The organism is Pedobacter sp. L105 (assembly GCF_009765875.1).
Classification (GTDB): domain Bacteria; phylum Bacteroidota; class Bacteroidia; order Sphingobacteriales; family Sphingobacteriaceae; genus Pedobacter.
In genome coordinates, this window is record NZ_LMUP01000005.1 from 36,133 (window position 1) to 56,012 (window position 19,880).

16 protein-coding genes are annotated in these 19,880 nt (G+C 40.6%); 4 read left to right on the top strand and 12 right to left on the bottom strand.

Annotated elements, in window-relative coordinates:
* Window positions 1-18: 18 nt before the first annotated feature.
* Together GSQ84_RS11605 and GSQ84_RS11610 are read right to left on the bottom strand one after the other, a co-directional pair.
* A complete protein-coding gene (locus GSQ84_RS11605) occupies window positions 19-1,371 on the bottom strand; it encodes a Gfo/Idh/MocA family protein (RefSeq protein WP_158797435.1) in 1,353 nt (450 codons plus the stop codon).
* A gap of 115 nt (window positions 1,372-1,486) precedes the next feature.
* A complete protein-coding gene (locus GSQ84_RS11610) occupies window positions 1,487-2,158 on the bottom strand; it encodes a glycosyltransferase domain-containing protein (protein WP_158797436.1) in 672 nt (223 codons plus the stop codon).
* 238 nt (window positions 2,159-2,396) lie between these two features.
* Between GSQ84_RS11610 and GSQ84_RS11615 the strand changes: the two genes are divergently transcribed.
* The gene (locus tag GSQ84_RS11615; protein WP_158797437.1) at window positions 2,397-3,179 is read left to right on the top strand and encodes a hypothetical protein; all 783 of its coding nucleotides are present in this window, start codon (window positions 2,397-2,399) and stop codon (window positions 3,177-3,179) included.
* A 48-nt stretch (window positions 3,180-3,227) separates the two neighbouring features.
* Here the strand turns inward: GSQ84_RS11615 and GSQ84_RS11620 are convergent, their stop codons facing one another.
* The 3 genes from GSQ84_RS11620 to GSQ84_RS11630 all read right to left on the bottom strand — a co-directional run bounded on the left by GSQ84_RS11620 (window position 3,228) and on the right by GSQ84_RS11630 (window position 5,172).
* On the bottom strand, window positions 3,228-3,725 hold the full coding sequence (locus GSQ84_RS11620; protein WP_158797438.1) for a DinB family protein: 498 nt from the start codon (window positions 3,723-3,725) through the stop codon (window positions 3,228-3,230).
* Between the two features lie 103 nt (window positions 3,726-3,828).
* On the bottom strand, window positions 3,829-4,056 hold the full coding sequence (locus tag GSQ84_RS11625; protein WP_158797439.1) for a hypothetical protein: 228 nt from the start codon (window positions 4,054-4,056) through the stop codon (window positions 3,829-3,831).
* A gap of 159 nt (window positions 4,057-4,215) precedes the next feature.
* Window positions 4,216-5,172, bottom strand: coding sequence for a YafY family protein (locus GSQ84_RS11630; protein WP_158797440.1), 957 nt, complete (start codon window positions 5,170-5,172; stop codon window positions 4,216-4,218).
* Between the two features lie 155 nt (window positions 5,173-5,327).
* Here GSQ84_RS11630 and GSQ84_RS11635 point away from each other — a divergent pair, with 155 nt between their 5' ends.
* Window positions 5,328-6,527 (top strand): cation:dicarboxylate symporter family transporter, encoded by a 1,200-nt coding sequence (locus GSQ84_RS11635; RefSeq protein ID WP_158797441.1) that lies wholly within the window; start codon window positions 5,328-5,330, stop codon window positions 6,525-6,527.
* A 756-nt stretch (window positions 6,528-7,283) separates the two neighbouring features.
* Here GSQ84_RS11635 and GSQ84_RS11640 read toward each other — a convergent pair.
* Window positions 7,284-8,066 (bottom strand): DUF1269 domain-containing protein, encoded by a 783-nt coding sequence (locus GSQ84_RS11640; protein WP_158797442.1) that lies wholly within the window; start codon window positions 8,064-8,066, stop codon window positions 7,284-7,286.
* Between the two features lie 198 nt (window positions 8,067-8,264).
* Between GSQ84_RS11640 and GSQ84_RS11645 the strand changes: the two genes are divergently transcribed.
* The gene (locus GSQ84_RS11645; RefSeq protein WP_158797443.1) at window positions 8,265-8,510 is read left to right on the top strand and encodes a hypothetical protein; all 246 of its coding nucleotides are present in this window, start codon (window positions 8,265-8,267) and stop codon (window positions 8,508-8,510) included.
* A gap of 127 nt (window positions 8,511-8,637) precedes the next feature.
* Here the strand turns inward: GSQ84_RS11645 and GSQ84_RS11650 are convergent, their stop codons facing one another.
* Window positions 8,638-9,321: an ABC transporter substrate-binding protein gene (locus GSQ84_RS11650; protein ID WP_254070839.1), complete on the bottom strand. Its 684-nt coding sequence runs from the start codon at window positions 9,319-9,321 to the stop codon at window positions 8,638-8,640.
* Between the two features lie 180 nt (window positions 9,322-9,501).
* Window positions 9,502-10,224, bottom strand: a complete 723-nt coding sequence (locus GSQ84_RS11655; RefSeq protein WP_158797444.1) for a DUF92 domain-containing protein — start codon at window positions 10,222-10,224, stop codon at window positions 9,502-9,504.
* A 191-nt stretch (window positions 10,225-10,415) separates the two neighbouring features.
* On the opposite strand from GSQ84_RS11655, the gene GSQ84_RS11660 reads away from it, so the two are divergent.
* Entirely contained in the window at window positions 10,416-11,687 is a 1,272-nt protein-coding gene (locus GSQ84_RS11660) for a BamA/TamA family outer membrane protein (RefSeq protein ID WP_158797445.1), read from the top strand.
* On the opposite strand, the gene GSQ84_RS11665 is transcribed toward GSQ84_RS11660, so the two are convergent.
* From GSQ84_RS11665 to GSQ84_RS11680, 4 genes are all read right to left on the bottom strand, one after another.
* Entirely contained in the window at window positions 11,684-14,248 is a 2,565-nt protein-coding gene (locus GSQ84_RS11665) for a DUF5686 and carboxypeptidase-like regulatory domain-containing protein (RefSeq protein WP_158797446.1), read from the bottom strand. The genes GSQ84_RS11660 and GSQ84_RS11665 overlap by 4 nt on opposite strands.
* 192 nt (window positions 14,249-14,440) lie before the next feature.
* On the bottom strand, window positions 14,441-15,328 hold the full coding sequence (locus GSQ84_RS11670) for an AraC family transcriptional regulator (RefSeq protein WP_254070840.1): 888 nt from the start codon (window positions 15,326-15,328) through the stop codon (window positions 14,441-14,443).
* Between the two features lie 120 nt (window positions 15,329-15,448).
* Window positions 15,449-16,546 carry an efflux RND transporter periplasmic adaptor subunit gene (locus tag GSQ84_RS11675; RefSeq protein WP_158797448.1) on the bottom strand — a complete coding sequence of 366 codons (1,098 nt, stop codon included), beginning with the start codon at window positions 16,544-16,546 and terminating at the stop codon, window positions 15,449-15,451.
* 31 nt (window positions 16,547-16,577) lie between these two features.
* Window positions 16,578-19,862 (bottom strand): efflux RND transporter permease subunit, encoded by a 3,285-nt coding sequence (locus GSQ84_RS11680; protein ID WP_158797449.1) that lies wholly within the window; start codon window positions 19,860-19,862, stop codon window positions 16,578-16,580.
* Between the last annotated feature and the right edge of the window lie 18 nt (window positions 19,863-19,880).

Below are 19,880 nucleotides of genomic sequence, written 5' to 3' on the forward strand. Positions count from 1 at the left end.
CATATGACCCTGTTTAAACTAATATGCGTCGTTTAATGCAAATGAAGGTTCACTGTACATCCATTTTCCGCTGGTGAAATCAGGGAAATCTACCGTCTCATTCCCCAATTCGATCGATTGTTCACTTAATGGGGCAATAGCGCTCCAGGTAGCTGCATCATACACATCCATCGGGGTTTTGGCGCCATGTTTTACGGCTTCAATAAACGCGTTGATCACGAAGAAATCTATGCCCCCGTGTCCGGAGCTTTCTGCAGCCTTACCATATTTTTTCCAGAGTGGATGATCATATTTTTCCAGCCATGCTGTAGCACTATCCCATACATGCGGTTTACTCACACCTTCTATGAAGATTGTATCGCTCACCTCCATCCATAAGCCGTCGGTTCCCTGCACTCGAAATCCTAAGGAATAAGGTCTTGGGGAGTTGGTGTCATGTTGTAAAATAATTGTTTCTCCATTTGCGCAAACGATGGTAGTAGTTACGATGTCACCCAATCTGAAATTAACCTTGGCGTTTGGATGACTTTCGCCCCCATGGTCGACAATGTATTTATGCAATCCTCTGGACTTGGTAGCGAAAGAGCTTAGTTTAAGGAATCTATTTCCTCTGTTGATATTGATACATTGCGCTATCGGACCAATGCCATGTGTTGGATATAAATCCCCATTACGGTGAACAGAATGGTTTGTTCTCCAGCGGGCTTCTGAAAACCCTTTTTCATTAAACTCTACCCCACCGCCATATTTTTGAATACCGTTATTAAATTTCACTTCCCTCAGGTCATGCTGATATCCTCCCTGCAAATGTATGATCTCACCGAAGATCCCCTGTCTTACCATGTTAAGGACAGCCAGCACATCTCTTCTGTAACATACATTTTCCAGCATCATGACCTGTGCGTTGTATTTTTCGGCAGCATGAACCACATCCCAGTGATCTTCCAGGGTAATCCCTAAGATTACTTCGGTAGCCACATACTTTATACCTGCTTCTATCGCTCCGATGATCATTGGCTTATGCCATTCCCATGGAGTGGCAATTAAGACACACTGAATATTTTTATTCCGGAGCAGTTTCTTCCATGCATAGTCATCTCCGGTAAATACTTCCGGCATTGGATTTCCGCTTTTATTAATTAGCCCTTTTGCGATGTCCAGCATCCGCTGATCAATATCGCAAATGGCTACTAACTCAATGTCAGTTCTGTCCATTAAATTTTTAATATGATCTTGTCCCCGGTTACCTACACCAATAATGGCTATTTTAACCTTGGTATCTTTAGGGTTGGCAAAAAGTGTTTCTTCTGGCATTACAGTTAATACTGCGGCAGCCATACTGCTCATATTAACAAATTCACGTCTGTTCATAGCTTATTATCAGTCAAATTATATATGGTTAGCTCATCTACGATGAGTTTATCAATATATTAGCTTACAGATAAAATCAGCATAAAATAAATTATATTTATTTTTAAGGTTTTATTTAACCTAAAAAGAAATCATGCTTTAAAAAACTGCTATCCATAATATTTTCCGGATAGACTTTGTAGTTCACTTGGTGTTTATATAATAAGTAAGGCAGGCTCAATTGATCCTGACCTGAGTACAGTACATTCTCTAAAAACCAGTCTTTCATCAGATTAAATTCTTTGTTTTTTACCAGATCACTGGTGAACATAAAACAACCTAAAGAAAAAAGCTGATCATCAATAAAATTCTCATCTGACAGATATAAATTTACCTGCTCTTTTATATATTCACCACCGTATCTTTCTACCCAATAGGTGTACATATCCCCAATTTTATTGTTTACATAATCGGATTCTGCTTTTATAGATGATCTTCGGGGATGCTTAAACAGAAACAGATCTGCTTCGCCTTCATAACGGAACAGATGCTCCAGGAAACCTTCGTGAATGGTAAACTTGGAATCTACCCAGATATAAAAATCGTAATCTGGATAATGCAGCCATTCCATCATTTTGGGGATCTTACTTTTTAACCTGGTGGTTAAGCTATTGTGTCTTGATTTCGTGTTGTCGTTATTATATAATGCCACATCAACCACATAATCCTTATAGATTAAGGGAGATTGAATAACCAATTCTTTAGTATCATCTCCAAACGCTGCGCTAACTAATCTTATTCGTTTCATATAAATGTACTTATGATTCTAAAATAAGGTTATTTAAAAGAGATTCTTTAGCCATTCATACTTTGGGACATTTGTCTGCAGATTACAAATCTCCTTTTGAGTCCTTTGACCCTGTTATAAAGGGTTATGACTGATTAACTTTAAACTGTTTAGCGTAATTAAATGATTTTCACACGCATGGTAATCATTCAATTCTCCTTACAAAAACAAGGTCTTTTTCAGACATAACTCAATAAAAATGATTGACAGATTATATCAACAATATGCTGGCTATTACGCCGGGGTAACAAGCGACAGAAGTTATAAGGATCATTTGGATTATATCATAAATTCGTTCAGCCCTGAACAGCCCTGCCAGTCTTTTCTGGAATTATTTGCAGGCCAGGCCTTACACAGCATAGAAGCACTGAAAAGAAAGGACATTGATGTTTGGGCTATAGATTCGAGTGCAGAAATGAAGCAGCTTGCATTGGAAGGCGGTTTTGAAAAGCCGGATCAATATCTAGTTGGTTTGCTGCCGGATGCGATTTTAGCATTTGCCGGTAAGGTGAAATTCGATTGCATTCTTTCTTCCTCCTGCTCTATCTCTTACCTGAATAAAAAAGAGGTTTATCAATTGCTTCAAAACAGCAAAGAGCTACTGCATAAAAACGGTAAGGTTTTTATTGAAATGTATGACATCATTAGTTTTATGGAAGGTTCACATTTTAGTGCTTACGGATATTCCTGGTTTCCTAAAGTTCAGAATACAGCTGGTGAAATTATCAGATTAATGTGGCCAAGTGGCAAAATAAAATGGGACCAGAACAGTTACAGCGTATCTATACCAGTAAAATTAATGGTTGAGTCGTCTAAAGGTACAGATGTAACAGAATTTATCTCTGAGCAGCATATCCATAGTGCTGAAGATATAATATTTATAGCTGATCTGCTGGGCTATACCAACAAAGTATTATCTAATGACATAGAATTGAAAAATTCATTTGATAATGGAGTAGTTATTGAACTCACCTACGAATAAAGGATATGATGAGCAGCCATAACAGCCACCCACCATAGAACCCTAATCTTAAAATTCATTTTCATCTGCACTCGGCCCATAAGAAGCCGGTATCGGTACATCCAACAATCTCAGAAAAACACCCAGTTGCGCACGATGATGGATGGTCTGACTGATGGCATGACGAACCAATTCCCTTTTAGTCATGGTAACCAAGACCTGATCTCCATTTTTTAACAACCAGGTTGGATTTAGTTCTTCTTCCTTACCTTTCTCCAGATGCATAGTTGCTTCTGCCAGCGAACGCTCAAAAATATCCAGTAATTCCAAATTATCTTTCCATAAAACGGGTTCGTAAGGCACTGTAGCAAAGTTGAGCTCATTAGTAGTAAAAGCCATGGTGATCCATTGCGGTAATTCTTCCAGATGGCTGGAAAGCCGCCTGATCGTCATACTTTTTACATGAGGCTGCCACTCGTATTTGTCTGCCGGAATACGTTCCAGCATTTTACGGGTAACTTTAGATTCCTGATGAAGCTCTTTTAAAAATTCTTTTAGTGTTGACATAGTTTGTTTTTTATATATACCAAAGTAATGAGGAGTGAGTGACAGCCCTATGTCAGCAGGAACTTTAGAATTATTTTTTAAATAGATAAAGCGTAATTCATATTTAGGGAGAATCAGGAGCTTTTTCATCTAAAATACTAGCCTCAATTTTTGCCCATAATCGCTGGCGAATGACCTCAGTTTGACTGTCAGTAAAAGTATCTAAATGACCCACTTCAATGGAGAATAGGATGAAATAATCCTCCAATGTTAAATCTTGTTTTAGATTATAATCGCAATCCAGAAATGCGCTTAGCATTCTTAAAAAATCTTTTTCCCTAGATGATCCCATAATTTTAAGACATTAATATATAATTATAGTATACAAATGACGGGCAATGTCCTATAAGAAATGAAAATATATTTTTACTAAGTGAATTTCCTGTTCCTATAACGAGGTTATTCCTTTGTTTTTAAAGCTACTAATACGTTTTTATGAAAATTAGGAAGCCTATAAATCCTTCATTTTTTTTGAAATATCCCGGAAAAGGGATTTGACCCTGGCTTTGAGTTCTTCGGAATGAATGATCGTTGCATAATCTGCAAAGGTCATAAACCACCTGGCGAAGCCCTCAATAGAAATGGTAAGGAAGTACATTTCTACTCCGTCTGGTGTATAATTTTCAGATACATATCCTTCATAATACTTTTGTTCTCCCAGATGGAGATAGGCTTCCTTATCTACCCTCAAAGTGATCTCTTTGAACTCATATTTCTGATACTGATCATGAAGATAACTTTTCAAAGATGGGTGCTGATCTTCAAATAATTCTTCAGTAGCAAAAACTGAGTTGATCCTGTCAAAACGAAAATCACGATAACTTTCACGCTCACGGCACCAGGCAATCAGGTGCCAGTAATGATCCAGATAAAATACGCCAATAGGTTCTATCAAACGGCAGGTATGTTCCTGGCGGTAATAGGAAAAATAGTTGAGCAGCATCACTTGTTTGGAAGCGATTGCACCCAGAATGAGCTGTAAAGGATTGGCCTGGGAAAGTAATTCTGGTGGCCGCTTGTTTTTCACTACCTCAATCCGGTGGTCGATATGTTCCAGGTAATCTTTATCGGCTATCTTTAAAACTGCCCTAATCTTGTCCAGTGCCAGGCTATAAGCATTACCATTAGCCGGATCAGTGAGGCTTAATACCAGTTTTTCTGCAGTGACCAAAGCTGTAGCTTCTTCCCTGTTAAATACTACCGGAGGCAAACGATAACCTTCTACCAGGGAATAGCCTACCCCTGCTTCCCCAATTAAAGGTACACCCGCTTTTTCCAGCGATCGGATATCGCGGTATACGGTACGCAGGCTAATTTCGAAACGATCTGCTATATCCTGCGCCTTCAGAATTTTCCTGGATTGCAGTTGGATGATAATAGCAGAAAGGCGGTCAATTCGGTTTAACATCAATTTAAATTCAGGTTTGGAACTCCTAAAGAATATACAATAAGATAAGCAAATAATTTTAATCTTCAAATAGGTTATCAAACATTAAATCCTTCCAAAGCGCTTAACACCACGAAAAATATTCAGTATCATTACGTTTTGTAATGATACTGAATATGAAGACTGTTTTAAAAAATATTACCTTCTGGGTATTGATCGCCATTATCGCAGGAGTTTTATTGGGATACTACCAACCAGCAACAGCGGTAAAGATGGAAATCATCGGTAAAACGTTTGTGGATATCATCAAACTCTTTATTGGTCCTATTATCTTTTTAACAATAGTTTTGGGTATTAGCGGAATGGGAGATTTAAAGAAAGTTGGCCGGATAGGTTTAAAGTCTTTGGTTTACTTTGAGGTCCTCACCACCTTTGCCCTGGCAATAGGTATCATCGTTGGTGTAATCATTGAACCAGGAAAGATCAGTAAAGCCGGCTTACAAACCCAGGATCCTTCAAAATACACACAAGGCTCTGCCCATGCCGGTTTCGACTGGGCGAATTTCTTTTTGTCCAATTTCACCTTGCAGGTATTGCTGGTAGCCATTATTGTTGGAATTGCTTTGAATTTCTCAAAACACAGGGAAACTGCAATCATCACCCTGGGAAAACTATCCAAACTCGTTTTTAAAGGCCTTAAATACGTAATGTACTTAGCGCCATTGGGTGCTTTCGGCGGAATGGCCTTTACCATCGGTAAATTCGGCTTGCACACGCTAGTCCCTCTGGCAAAATTAATGGGTACAGTTTATCTAACCATGTTTCTTTTTGTATTCATTATCCTTGGAGCCGTTTTACGCTATTACAAGATCAGCATTTTTAAATTCCTGAAATACATTGAAGAAGAACTATTGTTGGTGCTGGGAACCTCTTCTTCTGAATCAGCCCTTCCTTCATTAATGATCAAACTGGAAAAAATGGGTTGCAGTAAATCTGTTGTGGGACTGGTAGTCCCGACAGGTTATTCCTTTAATTTGGACGGGACTTCAATCTACCTCTCCATGTCGGTCATTTTCCTGGCACAATTGTACAATGTCCACCTTTCCCTTGCTGAAATGGGCAGTATCATTGCCATCCTGATGATCACCTCTAAAGGTGCTGCCGGCGTTACAGGAAGTGGTTTCATTATCCTGGCCTCTACCCTTACCGCCATTCATAAAATCCCCCTGGAAGGCCTCGCTTTCCTATTAGGTGTTGACAAATTCATGAGTGAAGCCAGGGCCATTACTAATATCATTGGAAATGGCGTTGCCACGATCGTGATTGCTAAAAGTGAAAATGAATTTATCGCTCCAGCCAGCGGAGAATTTGGGTAACCCGATGACTCTTATTGCTTTTCGTCTTCCATAACTCATAACTTCCTAAACAGAAGTAAGCTATTCCAATTAGAATCAGGGATGCCACCTTTAACGACAGGTGATAGTGCGTACTATAGGAAACATATGCCAATACACCAGATATAATGGCCATCAAATATCTCCAGAATACAAGAGGGAATAAATTGATCATATTTTAAGTATTAATGTTGTTCTAACAACCCACCAAAAAAAATGTTTAGTCAAAAACAATATTTAACATTTACAACCGCTCTCCTCTTGATTTTACATCAGGCATATTGAAATGGATTATATTAAAGTGCTTTTAATATCAGAAAAAGTATAGGATAAAAATTTATAAGAAATCATGCAATATGCCATTCTATCCATCATGCAAGTTTATACATCTTGCAAGCTCATACATAATGCGGTTTATACATCATGCAAGTTTATACATCTTGCAAGCTTATACATAATGCGGTTTATACATCATACAAGTTTATACATCATGCAAGCTTATACATAATGCGGTTTATACATCATACAAGTTTATACATCATGCATGTATCCAATTTCCCCTTTCGGTTTTCCCCTCATGTCGGATGGAAAACATTCATTGCTGTCAGTTAGAAAAACCAGAGATGGTCTTAAGCTCCATGCCAGACATGAAATAAAAAAAACAGGCTGGTGTATTTCGACATGCAAGATTTTGCCCTTCAGCAAAATATTGAGGAGAAATACACCAGCCTGTTTTTTTTATCTATTCTTACGCAGCATCTCCAGCCTGCTCTTCTGTTCAGCAATGCGGCTTTCTAACCGATCATGCTTATCCTTGTCATGTAGCGTTCCGCTAATCCCACGATCCAGCTGATGCTCATGCGTAGCCACCCAGGTTTCATACTGTTTCTCCTGATGTTCTGCTTGCCCACTCAACTTCCTGATCAGGTTTTCTCTTTCAATCTTCAACAACAACAGCTTCTCATTCCACTCTGGAAGATCTTCTTCTTCAGCAGCCAGATATCCTGTTTCAGCTTTCTCAATCTCTGTATGTAACCTTTCCAGCTCAGTCTGCGCAGGAACAAAAACTTCATCCTCCAGGTTAGTTCGGTAAATGGTGGAAGTGAGCGGTTGCAAAACCGTATCTATGGGCGCTTCCCAATCTTCCCATATATGGGCAACCAATAAAGACTTCCCATTAGGTATATTTGCTGATACGGTATCCAGGTAATCTGAAACCCCTTCAGCACGGACAGTATCTCCGGCGGCCCCGGCCACCATTCCTGCTCCGATACCTACCAGTAAACCCAAAGGTCCGGCCAGTAAGCCAATTAATCCACCTATAATTCCTCCGCCAATAGCGGTATAACCTTCTGCCTGATCCTTAGCAGAATTGATAGATATGCTTCCAGCCTCATCCTTGGATAACACGTAATACTCCCCTAACGAAATATCCTGTGCAGAATCCAGTTGCTGCAAAGCTAACAAACCTTTAAACGCCTCATTGTCAGTATCAAATAAGGCTTGAACCATTCTTTCCATAATTATAATCGATTTTAAAGCAGATATACCTTATATAATAAAATAACAGCCATTTTGTTTTACCTAACCATTGATTATCTCATAAAAAGAGAAGGAAAAAAAACAGCTAAAATCTTATAGCAAATAGTTTCACCAAGGGAATATGGGCGTTCGTGTAATAATGTTGAATGCAAAAAAAGTAAGTCTTAAGTTTGGAGTATGAGATACTTAGCCATAAACATCAACTACAAACTAGATCAGGATTGGTACCATAGATGCGGATCAGTGCTGGAATGTTACAAGTACTTTGAGAGACTGGGCCCCGGCGACGGAGGCAAAGCGGCCATTTACGACACGGAGATTAACAAATACCTGTGGATAGATGAAAAACAGTTTGATAACGACGACAGGTTAAACAAGATCGTAGTTGAAGCTGTTAACAAGATTAAAACCAACCTTAAATAACATCTACCTCAAAGGGCAATCCTTACAGCGTTTGCCCTTTTTCCATTTCTCACAGCACTTCTTTTTGCTGGATTTATCTTTTTTGTCTTTCTTTTTCTCCGCCATCCACTCTAAGCCGGGGATACCTTCAGACCAATCTGATGTCACTGAACCATTTTTCATAGATAGCATCAAAGGTACCATTTTCTTTAAGCAAGTCCAAGGTTTCATTGATCTGCTGCTTTAAGGCCAGGTCACCCTTTTTCATAGCAATAGCATATTGTGAATCTGTTTCGGGCATGAACATGCCGATAGCGAGGTCGTTATGTTTGTGTAAGAACCCACCAACAATTGGCGAGTCATCTATCAGTACATCGATTCTACCTGCCTGTAATTTCTGGTACAACTCATTATTGGTTTCGGCATGGAAAGTAAGGTTGGCAGGAAATTGCGCCATCACATACTTCTCTGCTTCTGTAGCGATACGGATACCGATACGTTTATCTTTAAAATCACTCATGGAGGAAAGATCCTCTCCTTTTTTAACCACTGCACATAAGCGAAACTGCAGATAGGGCTTACTGAACTCCAGGATCATTTGCCTGGAGCTGGTCATGGTGACTGCGGAGCAGATCATATCGAGTTCACCTTTGTATAACTTTTCCAGAATATTTTGCCATAAAGAAACTTCATAATGTAATTCCAGATCAAGAACTTCAGCAACAGCACGGATCATGTCGACTTCAAATCCTTCAAATACAGCAGAGTTGTAATCACTGTGTAGTGGAAAGGGAGCGGCTGAATCCAGTCCTATTTTCAATATTCGCTTCATATGTATATTTATATTCTGTTTTAGAGACCGGCAATCCGCCTTTTACTCCAATTTATAACTCCAAAAAGCGCTTAACAAGTCGCTGTTTGAATATATCGTTTAATTCTGACAATTTTAACAAAATTTAAGACTCTTTTCTTCACTAATTACAATATAAAGCATCTTTTGACGGTTAGTAAACTAATGCAGCCAAATTAGGCTGAGCAATAGCGCTACTCCTGCGGCAAATAAGGTGCTGAGGAAATTTACCCAGTCGTTGGTCAATAGGTTTCGCCGTTCTAGAGTGGCACCAAATAACGAATCGGAGAAATTGCCTGCGGCAGCGGCAATGACGATGATAATGATCCGGTAATCAAGTTTTACACCCAATGCATAGATCAAAGCGATAAATATTGCCCCTGCAATGCCAATCAATGTTCCCTCTAAACTGATCACTCCATCCAATCCGCGCTGGTCTTTTTTCCAGGTGAGACAATTGTAAAAACTTCTTCCATAAAGCATACCCAGTTCTGAAGATAGGGTATCGGCAGTTGCCGAAGCAATACTTGCCGCCAGCGTTAATAAAAACAGACTTGCCTGGTTAGGAAACAGGATCATCAGCAAAGCAAAAAACGTAGCAGTACCGGCATTGGCCAGTACCTGACCAGGTGTACGCGCTGTAGATTCTTCTCCGGGAACCAGATCCTGTTTTATTCTTTTCCCCCAGGAAGTGGATAAAGTACCCATTAGGAAAAAGGCGGTCAGCAGCATCAATCCGGTATATCCGGCACCGAGATAAAGAATTGAACCACAAACAAAACCTGTTAAAGCCGCCAAAGATGTAAGTTTTTTACGGCTGACACTAAAGTAAACCCCTCCCAGTAAAAGGAGAAAAGCCGGAAGCGCATGGAGATAAACAGGCATGATATTCAAAGATATTCAATCAGGTTTTAAAGTTAAATTAATGAAACGGGATTAAGTATTAAATAGTAATTTTACCTTTCAAACTCAATTACATGAATAAAAAATTACCTACTTCAGTTTTTCTACAGCTTTCAGCTGGATATTTGAACCCATCAGCGCGAGCTTAATAAGCTGGCCCCAAATCAACGATAGTGTTTAAATTTGTCCTTTCCTGTATCCTTTCTGCATTGCTGCTGCTGACAAGCGGTGGCTTTCTGTTTGCACAGGAAAAGGTGGCGCTGGATAAAAAGGCAACGAAGATAGTACTGAAAGAAGACACCTTAAGTACAGATGTAACAGGACAGGTGGATGTAAGTGATGTATTCAACAGCGTTTTTAATAAGGGCAAAAAGAAAGATGATAAAATAAAAAAGAGTAGTTTAGCCTTATTACCATCTATCGGTTATACGCCAAGTACAGGTTTTCTATTTGGCGTGGACGTTTCAGGTTCTACTTATTTTGGAGATCCAAAGAACACGACCTTATCTGTTTTTGATGCTTTTGCAGCTATTTCCACCAATCAGCTAGCCCTGATCCAGTTAAAACATAATATCTATTCCTCAGGCAATCAATGGAACCTGCAGGGCAACTGGAACCTGGGGAAAACATTGGTACTGGATCATGGGATTGGTACCGAAAGAGAACAGCCTGAAACCTTCCCTATTACCTATACTTACCTGAACATTAACGAGAGCGTTTACCGGAATGTATTACCTCACTTTTATGTAGGTGCAGGACTAAGCTTAAATTACTATACCAAAATTGACGATAAGCTGTTAAGCCCGGAGGTGATGCGAACACACAATACTGTTTACAGTTTAAAAAACGGTTATCCGCCGAATGACTATTTTGCGAATGGAACGGTGATTAACTTTCAATACAATACACGTGATCAACCCTACCGGCCTTACCGGGGTTTATATGTAGATGTAATCCTGAGAACCAATAGAAAATGGATGGGCAGTGAGCACGATGCCGTACAGTTAAAAACCGAAGTCAGGAAGTATTGGAGTTTATCAGCTAAAAATCCTGAAGAGGTGTTGGCTTTCTGGTTATGGGGTTCTTACCTGCTAAAGGGTTCTGTTCCTTACCTGGAATTACCCGGAACAGGCAGTGATACCGATCAGCGGATTGGCCGCGGATATACGATCAGCCGTTTTAAAGGACCTTCCTTTTATTATAATGAACTGGAATACCGTTTTCCCATTACCAATAATAAACTGCTGAGCGGCGTAACATTTTTCAATATAGAAACTGCCAGCGATCAGCATGACATCAAGTTGTTCCAATACTGGGAACCAGGAGGTGGTGCAGGATTACGTATCTTATTTAATAAACATACCCGCTCCAACCTCTGTATCGATTATGGTATCGGAAACTATGGATCGAACGGGATCTTTGTTGGGTTAAACGAAGTGTTTTAGAATTCAAACTGTATCCTGCCCCTGATGCCATTTTTAGAAACCCCCGGGTTTTCCAGGTAAGTAAAACGTCTCACATAGTCGATACGAATAATTTTAAAGATATTTCCAATCCCTACACCACCTTCAATATAAGGCGTGTGCCCCAAAGCATAAGTGACAGGTACGCCAGCGCTGTTGGTTTGAAATTGCAGTAATGAAGGGTCTTTATTGGGATTATTCTCATCACGCAATCCGCCATATAATGCCTTGAAAGAGAAGTACTCCCTAAGTTTTAATTTATTGACCAAAGGGATATGATTAAAAATCAATCCGTTGAAATTATGGTCGATATTGATACTCGCATGGTGATCATCTACAAACTCCAGGAAGTTCATCAGGTTATAGGCATATTGTTCATAGTCATAAGTTTGGTTAGCGCGACTAATGTTCAACAGCGGAAAAGGTACTCTTCCTGAAGTATAGCCAAATTCCAAACGTACATCGGTACGTCCAAACTGCGATAAATAGAATCTTTTATCGATGGTACCAACAATATTCTGATAGGCATACTGACCTCCAAATAAGCCTTTCACATCTTGTGAGATATTCAGTTCAAACACAGGATATTTCTCGATGATCCGCTCCCGGTAGGTTTTACCCTGATAGAAATGTTCATTGGGGGCATAACGCAGATCGAGATTAAACTCCGAACTGGTGACCGACCCTACATTAGTCAGCACATTGTTCTGGTAGTTCTGGTAGATCAGCGCACTGGCAGGATTTTGTGTCCATTTGCGGAAACTCAGGTTAAAGGAGAAATGACTCTGGTATTCCTTCATCCATTCCAGCCGGTAAAAATCATCGTACAAGAACAGGTCATTTACTCCACGGCGGAAGGATTGGCTAAAGTTATCTTCTGGCACGATCGTTTTGGAGGCATCACCAGGAATATCTACATCACGCTGGAAGCTGGCCCGGATAAAGTCCTGGGGAAAAGTATAGATCGACTTATTGTTAAAGGCATAAGCGGCTGTACCTGAACCTTTCCATTTTTCATCCTTAAAACCATAGGCACCATAGGCGCTCAGGTACCAGCGGGTACTAAACTGGGTAGTGGTCCTGCCGCCCAATCTTCCGCGGAAACCCTCCAGGTTATTGTAACTGTAAAAACTATAAAATGGCCCTACTTCTATAGGCCCGAATTGTTTGTAACCAATAAAGAAGAAAGACATCACGTCCATCAGACGCTTAAAAGACTTCATCTGGCTCAGGGAATCAATATTCCCGTAGATCTTGATTTTATCCTTAGCTAAAGTATCCAATCGGTTATTCGCCCAAAACTGGTCGGACTTTTTCTCCGCATCCGGAGCGGTGACGATACTTAATCCTTTATATACACTATCAGGACGGACAATACCAGTTTTGTAATCTTTAATCACTACCGTTCTCTCCCCTTTGAAACCTCTTCCACCTTCCTTGCCCAGGCCAAAATCTTCCAGCAGATGGCTCTTGCTCAAATGGTATTTTCCGGTAGTAGAATCTTCTTCAAAATTCAGTTTCACTTCCAGCGCCCTTACAAAATTGACGTTCACTCCTTTTCCGATCTTCAGAAAAGCATCCTGAACAGCATATTTGCCATCCATGGTGATATAGATCTTGCCTTCAAACAACAATGCATTTGGATTGCGGGGAATAAAAGACAGCTCAATTAAATTGGGTTGGTGTGTTTTGATGGTATCTGTGATAAAAAACTTATAAAAAGCGGGTGCACCATCGGCAATAGGACTCAGAAACTGGCTGTTGGTAAATACGATATTGTTATCATAGATATTTACATCTGCATACATCCTGGCGAAATAAACACCAATGGCATTGTTATCTACCAGGCCTTCATCAAAATTTACATGTTTATCGGCCAGCGTGATCACCTTGGTTTTCTCCGGGTTCTTACGATAATAGTTTTGTGATAAACGTTCGCGGAAATAAACCGGCAGCGTATTCTTACCACCTACTTCCGTAGAATCCTGCTGATCGAACAGGAACTGGTATTTCTTAAAGATCTTTTTGTTTTTGAACTTATCCGACAGATTACTCATTGAGAACTGCATCCAGTCGTACTGCTGAAATTCTACCGCCACATCGCTCTGCATCCTGTTCATCGGTTTATGCTCAATCACCTTGCGGATCAACTCTACTGCGGGATTATCCTTGTTGCGGTATTTGGCTTTTTTGCCGGAACTGATGGTGACTTCATTGAGGTTCTGTGATTCTACAGAGATCCTGACATTGATTACCTGTGTAGTGGAGGGCACTACCGACAAAATACGGGTTTTATACCCCACGTAGTTGACCTGTAGCTGTGTATAGGGTGTGGCACTACTAATGGAGAATTTACCCTGGTTATCCGTTTTAGCAAAAATTTTGGACCCTTTAAAAGAAAGGGTTACATAAGGCAAAGGATTTTTATCCCTGCTATCGGTTACCGTTCCGGAAACTACCGTACCCTGGGCAGAAACCCCAAGTGTAAAGCATAAAAACAGACCTATAAAAACGCAAAAAGACTTTTGTTGAATATCACTCATAATTGGAAAACGCCGGGCATGAAAAGTCTTTTTTGTTACTGGAGCGAAACATATAGCTCAATCTACGCTATATAGACATCATTTCCCAATGCAAAAACACGAAAATGCCAAATTAAATCTGCATTCAGATGTTAATTAGTGTTAAATGTTAAAACGGCATTAAAAATGTTACCTGACAGATGAACAGCAGGACTAAGGATTTGTTTTCTCCCGGAAAGATTTAGGCACCGCCATGGTTTGGCGTTTAAAGAAGAGATTGAAGTTGGCAGGATACTCAAAACCAAGGCAATAACCAATTTCAGAGATGTTCCACTCTGTATGTTTGAGCAAAGCGATCGCTTCATTGGCAATACGGCCGGAGATATGTTCTGACGTGGTTTTGCCGGTAACCTCTTTTACGGCATGGTTGAGGTGGTTGACATGGATAGACAGGCGTTCTGCAAAATCGTTGGCGGTACGCAGCTCCAGTACATGGTCGGGCGAATAAATAGGGAATTGTCTTTCCAGCAGTTCAAAAAATAACGATGAAATACGGGAAGAAGCATTGTTTAGTTTAGCATTGTTATCTACTCTGGGCTGCATTTTGATGGCCTCATGGATAATAAGGTTCACGTAATTGCGGAGCAGATCATATTTATATGCATAATCACTATCCATTTCTGCCATCATTTTTTCAAATATGCGGCTGATATAGGCTACCTGGTTGCTGTTGATATAGAGCACAGGATTATCCTGTAAGCGGGACAGGATAGAATCTTTAGAAGCCTCCGTACGCTCGCGCATAAAGTTCTCGGTGAACACACAAAAGTAGCCCGACTGAAATTCTGAAGTGGTTTCCCAGGAATAAGGGACAGTAGGATTATTGAAAATCAGGGCAGTACCATTGATTTCGATTTGTTCATTGGGATAGTGCAGAATGCCTTTTCCGATGATCAGGGAGATCTTATAAAAATCCCTCCTGTTGTATGGGGAGGGATTTAATATACAATATCCTAATCTTTTAAATACGTTAAAATGTCCTGTATGAACGTCCAGGATTGAATTGGGAATAGTCACATCTGGTCTGTTTGCAGCAAACATTTGATAAAATTCCAAAAGAGACATACTTTTCTTCACGCCCTAAAAATGCATAAATTTTTAGAAGCGTGAAGATTTTATTTTTAAAATTTCCTAAAGCGATCAGTGAATGTAAGTTACAAACTAAGGTTTGATCGGGTCACCCTGACGAATTTCTTCGTTACCTGAGGTTACCAATTGATCGCCTTCTTTTACATCACCAAAGATTTCAATTTTGCCATCTTGCTCGCGTCCGGTTTTCACTTCTACCCTTTCGGCTTTGTTGTTATTGTTACGGATCACATAGATACCTTCTGCCCCATCAACCACTGCTGTTTTAGGAACTACAAAAGTTTTTGCGTCTGCCGGCAATGGAATAACTACATCTGTTACCATATTTGGCAATAATTTTTTGTTGGTGTTTGGTACATCCATCTCAATTCTTTCTGCACGTAAACGCGGGTCTAAAGCACCGGCTAAACGTACTACCTTAGCAGTGAATTTTTGATCTGGCAATGAGTTCACCGTAAAAGTGATTTCATCACCTTTGGTTAAATAACCAGTATACAATTCCGGTACCGAAACGGCCAGCCTTAAATGTGTCTGATCTACTAAAGTAAACAATGGCAGTGAAGAGCCTGATCCTGAAGGACCAACATAAGCACCTAAGTTTACATTTCTGGCAGAGATAATTCCTGAGAATGGTGCGCGGATCTCCAGGTATGCCTGAATATTTCCTGCTTCTTTTAACGAAGCTTTTAATGCATTTAACTGTGCCTGATCAGAATTCTTTTTCGCAGCGGCGATATCCAGGTCATTTTTAGAAATGGTTCCAGGGATTTTTGCAGTTTCAACCATACGGTCATAAGTAGCTTTGCTGGACGCATAAACAGCTTGCTGAGATTGCAAACGTGAATCTGCTGCAGCCAGCTGAGCGTTAAGCTCTGGTGCTTCCAGGGTCATTAATAATTGGCCCTTTGTTACTTGTGAACCGATATCAGCCTTTAATGTTTTCACATAACTGGCCACTTTGGCATAAAGATCTACCTGCTGATAAGCAGTTAGCTCTCCCGGCATGGTTAGCGTAGTGTTTAAAGTTTCTTTGGTCAGGGAGAAGGTCGGGATAGCCGGGTCCTTCTCTACTGTTTTTACTTCTTCTTTCTGATGACAGCTACTTAGGAGCGCTACGAAAGCGATACTGCTAAATAGGTAAGTGCTGCGACGTAATATTGTATTGTTCATTGTGTTTGTTGCTCTATGTTTTTGAATATAACTAACCTTCTGTTAAACCTTTAATGTAATGTGTACTTTCTGCATCTTCCGGATCCAGTGATGGAGATACCAGAGGCACATTGCCTTGTACCCATGTAAATACCATTGGAAGAATGATCAGCACCGCGAAGGTAGAGAAAAGTAATCCTCCGATTACCGCTCTTCCCAGTGGAGAAATTGCATCACCACCTTCACCTTCACCGATCGCCATTGGCATCATACCCACAATCATGGATACGGAAGTCATCACGATTGGACGGAGACGTAAGCCGGCTGCCTCTCTGGCCGCACCCCTTGCGTCACCACCGTTCGTTTGCCTGATCTCTTCTGCATTGGTGATCAGCATCACGGCATTGGATACGGATACCCCTACCGACATGATGATACCCATATAAGACTGCAGGTTGAGTGTTGAACCACATAAGGTTAACATGATGAGTGAGCCTAAAACTACCGCCGGAACAGTGGCCAGTACAACTAATGGAATCCTGAACGATTGGAAGTTGGCCGACAGCATCAGGAAGATCACTAAAATAGCAACGATCAAACCTGATTGTAAACTAGATAAAGTATCGTTTAATACCGGACCCATACCTACTTGTTTTACGACCAATCCCCTTGGCAGTTTACCCAGTGAGTTTAAGATTTTCTCTACATCTTTATTAGCAGAACCTAAATCTTTATTGTTGATGTTAGCTGTGATTGACAGATAAGGTGTAGCACCCATATCATCAGCCTCACCATAAGTGGTATCCTGAACGATAGTAGCCACATCGCTTAAATTCGGACGGGTATTATTAGCTGTCAGGGAGATATCACCAATATCTGATTTACTTCTCATCTGGTTGAAAGGAACCTCTACCTGAACGTTGTAAGAAAGACCGATCTTGGTATCAATCCAGGTATTCTTATCCGTAAAACGGGAAGAAGAAGTGGAAGCTACCAGTGATCTGGTGATTTGATCCAAACCTAAGCCCAATTGTGCAGCACGTACCCTATCAATGTTAATATTCAACGCAGGGTAATGGTTAGGCTGTCCAAATTGGATATCCCTCATATAATCTACTTTTTTCAATCCGGCAATTACTTTATTTGCGAATGCCTCATCAACTTTTTTGTTCTTACCGATAAAGCGAACTTCAATTGGTGTGGTAGATCCCTGACTCAATACTTTCTCTGTTAATTCGATTGGCTCGAAGGAAAGTTTCATTTCCGGAACCAGTTTTTTCATGTGTGCACGAAGTTCATCTTTGAACTCGTCCATATTACCTTCATAATCTTTAAAGGCAACCTGGAAAACAGCTTCATGAGGACCACCCATAAATAAATAGATTGGATTTACCGAATAGGCTGATGGATGCTGACCTACATACACAGAAGAAATACTTACGTGTTCTGGTCCGACAATCTTTTTGATCTCTTTTAAGGTGATGTCTACTTTTTCTTCTGTACGCTCTAAACGGGTACCATCTGGTAGCCTGGTACGCAATTGGAACTGGCTGCCGTTTACTTTTGGCAATACGTCGCGTCCGATACTTACTACAAAGAAAGCGGCAAGCATAATTACCAGCACCAGGTACAGCATTACCACTGTTTTGGTGTAGACAAACAGACCATCGATCATTTTCAGGAAGCCATTTTTGAACCTGTCGAACAATCCTATTTTACCGTTAGGTTTTTCGTGATTGGCTTCAATCAGTATTTTTTTCTGACTTAAGGTTTCTTTTTCTGATTCCAGTGATAAACCGGTCTGGTTAAATTGATCTTCATCATCGGTAATCGTTGGATCAGTTTTAACATGCGGGTGTGTATGTGGTTTCATCATCCAGTTGGCCAGGATAGGCACAAAAGTTTGAGATAACATGAAAGACACGATCATAGAGAAACCAATCGCCAACGCTAAAGGTAAAAATAACGCACCCGGTATACCTACCATGGTAAATGCAGGAGCAAATACAGCCAGGATACATAATAAGATCAGTAATTTTGGGAAGGCAATCTCTTTACAGGCATCCCAGATCGCTAAAGCTTTGGGTTTGCCCATGTCAAAATGCTGGTGAATATTCTCAATGGTTACCGTGGACTCATCGACGAGAATACCGATGGCTAGCGCTAGCCCGGACAGTGACATAATATTGATCGTTTGCCCGGCAAGTTTTAAGAAGAATACCGCGGAGATGATACAGGTAGGAATGGTAAGGATTACAATTAATGCCGCACGTCTGTCCCCTAAGAACAGCAGTACCATTAAACCTGTTAATACCGCACCGATGGTACCTTCCTTGATCAAACTTTTAACCGCGTTGATTACATAAACCGACTGGTCAAATTCATAGGTCAGCTTTACATCTTCCGGTAAGGTATTCTGAATCACACCTAAGTTAGCTTTTAAGCCTTTTACCACATCCCATGTAGAAGCATCACCAGATTTAGCGATACTTACATATACAGAACGTTTTCCGTTGATCAGGGCGTAACCGGACGTTAAATCTGCACCGTCTTTTACCCTGGCTACATCACGCATATATACGTTCTGTACGCCTCCTTTAAATAAAGGAATATTTTCGAAATCTTTTACGCCATCAATGGTATAGTTGGTTGGGGTAAGGTAATTCATATTCCCTATCCTCACGTTTCCTGATGGTGCTGTTTGGTTATTGACATTGATCGCATCTACGATCTGTTGTGTTGTTAAGTTATGCGAGCGCATTTTAGCCGGATCTACATCCACCTCAATGGTACGCGGGCTACCTCCAAAAGGTGCTGGTGCCAGCAATCCCGGAATGGCAGTAAAGGAAGGCCTTACGTAGGTATTGGCCAAATCCTGAAGTTCATCATTACTACGTTTTGCACTGCTCAGGATCAGCTGGCCAACTGGCAGTGATGAAGCATCAAAACGGATAATGAAGGGTGGCTGTGAGCCCGGAGGGAAACTTGCCTGGGCTCGATTGGACAGTGCACTGAGCTCCGCCGCCGCCTGGGCCATGTTTGTTCCTTCGTAATAGGTGATCTTCATCAGCATGAAACCCTGTGAGTTCTTGGTGTCGATGGATTTGATACCATTGGCAAAAAGCAACACGTTCACATAAGTTTTTGCGAAGTAAGCTTCCATTTGGTTTGGTGTATAACCCCCAAACGGGTGGGCAATATAGATAACTGGCAGGTTCATCTGGGGTAGAATATCTACCTTGATACTGGTCATGGCATTGATACCAAAGAACAACATCCCTGCTACAAACACCATTATGGAAATGGGTTTTCGTAGTGCAAAACGTATTAGATTCATATTGTGTAGTTGTGGAAC

Coding starts and splice junctions, on each gene's coding strand:
- GSQ84_RS11605 (WP_158797435.1), bottom strand. CDS start 1,371: ATGAACAGACGTGAATTTGTTAATATGAGCAGTATGGCTGCCGCAGTA.
- GSQ84_RS11610 (WP_158797436.1), bottom strand. CDS start 2,158: ATGAAACGAATAAGATTAGTTAGCGCAGCGTTTGGAGATGATACTAAA.
- GSQ84_RS11615 (WP_158797437.1), top strand. CDS start 2,397: ATGATTGACAGATTATATCAACAATATGCTGGCTATTACGCCGGGGTA.
- GSQ84_RS11620 (WP_158797438.1), bottom strand. CDS start 3,725: ATGTCAACACTAAAAGAATTTTTAAAAGAGCTTCATCAGGAATCTAAA.
- GSQ84_RS11625 (WP_158797439.1), bottom strand. CDS start 4,056: ATGGGATCATCTAGGGAAAAAGATTTTTTAAGAATGCTAAGCGCATTT.
- GSQ84_RS11630 (WP_158797440.1), bottom strand. CDS start 5,172: ATGTTAAACCGAATTGACCGCCTTTCTGCTATTATCATCCAACTGCAA.
- GSQ84_RS11635 (WP_158797441.1), top strand. CDS start 5,328: ATGAAGACTGTTTTAAAAAATATTACCTTCTGGGTATTGATCGCCATT.
- GSQ84_RS11640 (WP_158797442.1), bottom strand. CDS start 8,066: ATGGAAAGAATGGTTCAAGCCTTATTTGATACTGACAATGAGGCGTTT.
- GSQ84_RS11645 (WP_158797443.1), top strand. CDS start 8,265: ATGAGATACTTAGCCATAAACATCAACTACAAACTAGATCAGGATTGG.
- GSQ84_RS11650 (WP_254070839.1), bottom strand. CDS start 9,321: ATGAAGCGAATATTGAAAATAGGACTGGATTCAGCCGCTCCCTTTCCA.
- GSQ84_RS11655 (WP_158797444.1), bottom strand. CDS start 10,224: ATGCCTGTTTATCTCCATGCGCTTCCGGCTTTTCTCCTTTTACTGGGA.
- GSQ84_RS11665 (WP_158797446.1), bottom strand. CDS start 14,248: ATGAGTGATATTCAACAAAAGTCTTTTTGCGTTTTTATAGGTCTGTTT.
- GSQ84_RS11670 (WP_254070840.1), bottom strand. CDS start 15,328: ATGTTTGCTGCAAACAGACCAGATGTGACTATTCCCAATTCAATCCTG.
- GSQ84_RS11675 (WP_158797448.1), bottom strand. CDS start 16,546: ATGAACAATACAATATTACGTCGCAGCACTTACCTATTTAGCAGTATC.
- GSQ84_RS11680 (WP_158797449.1), bottom strand. CDS start 19,862: ATGAATCTAATACGTTTTGCACTACGAAAACCCATTTCCATAATGGTG.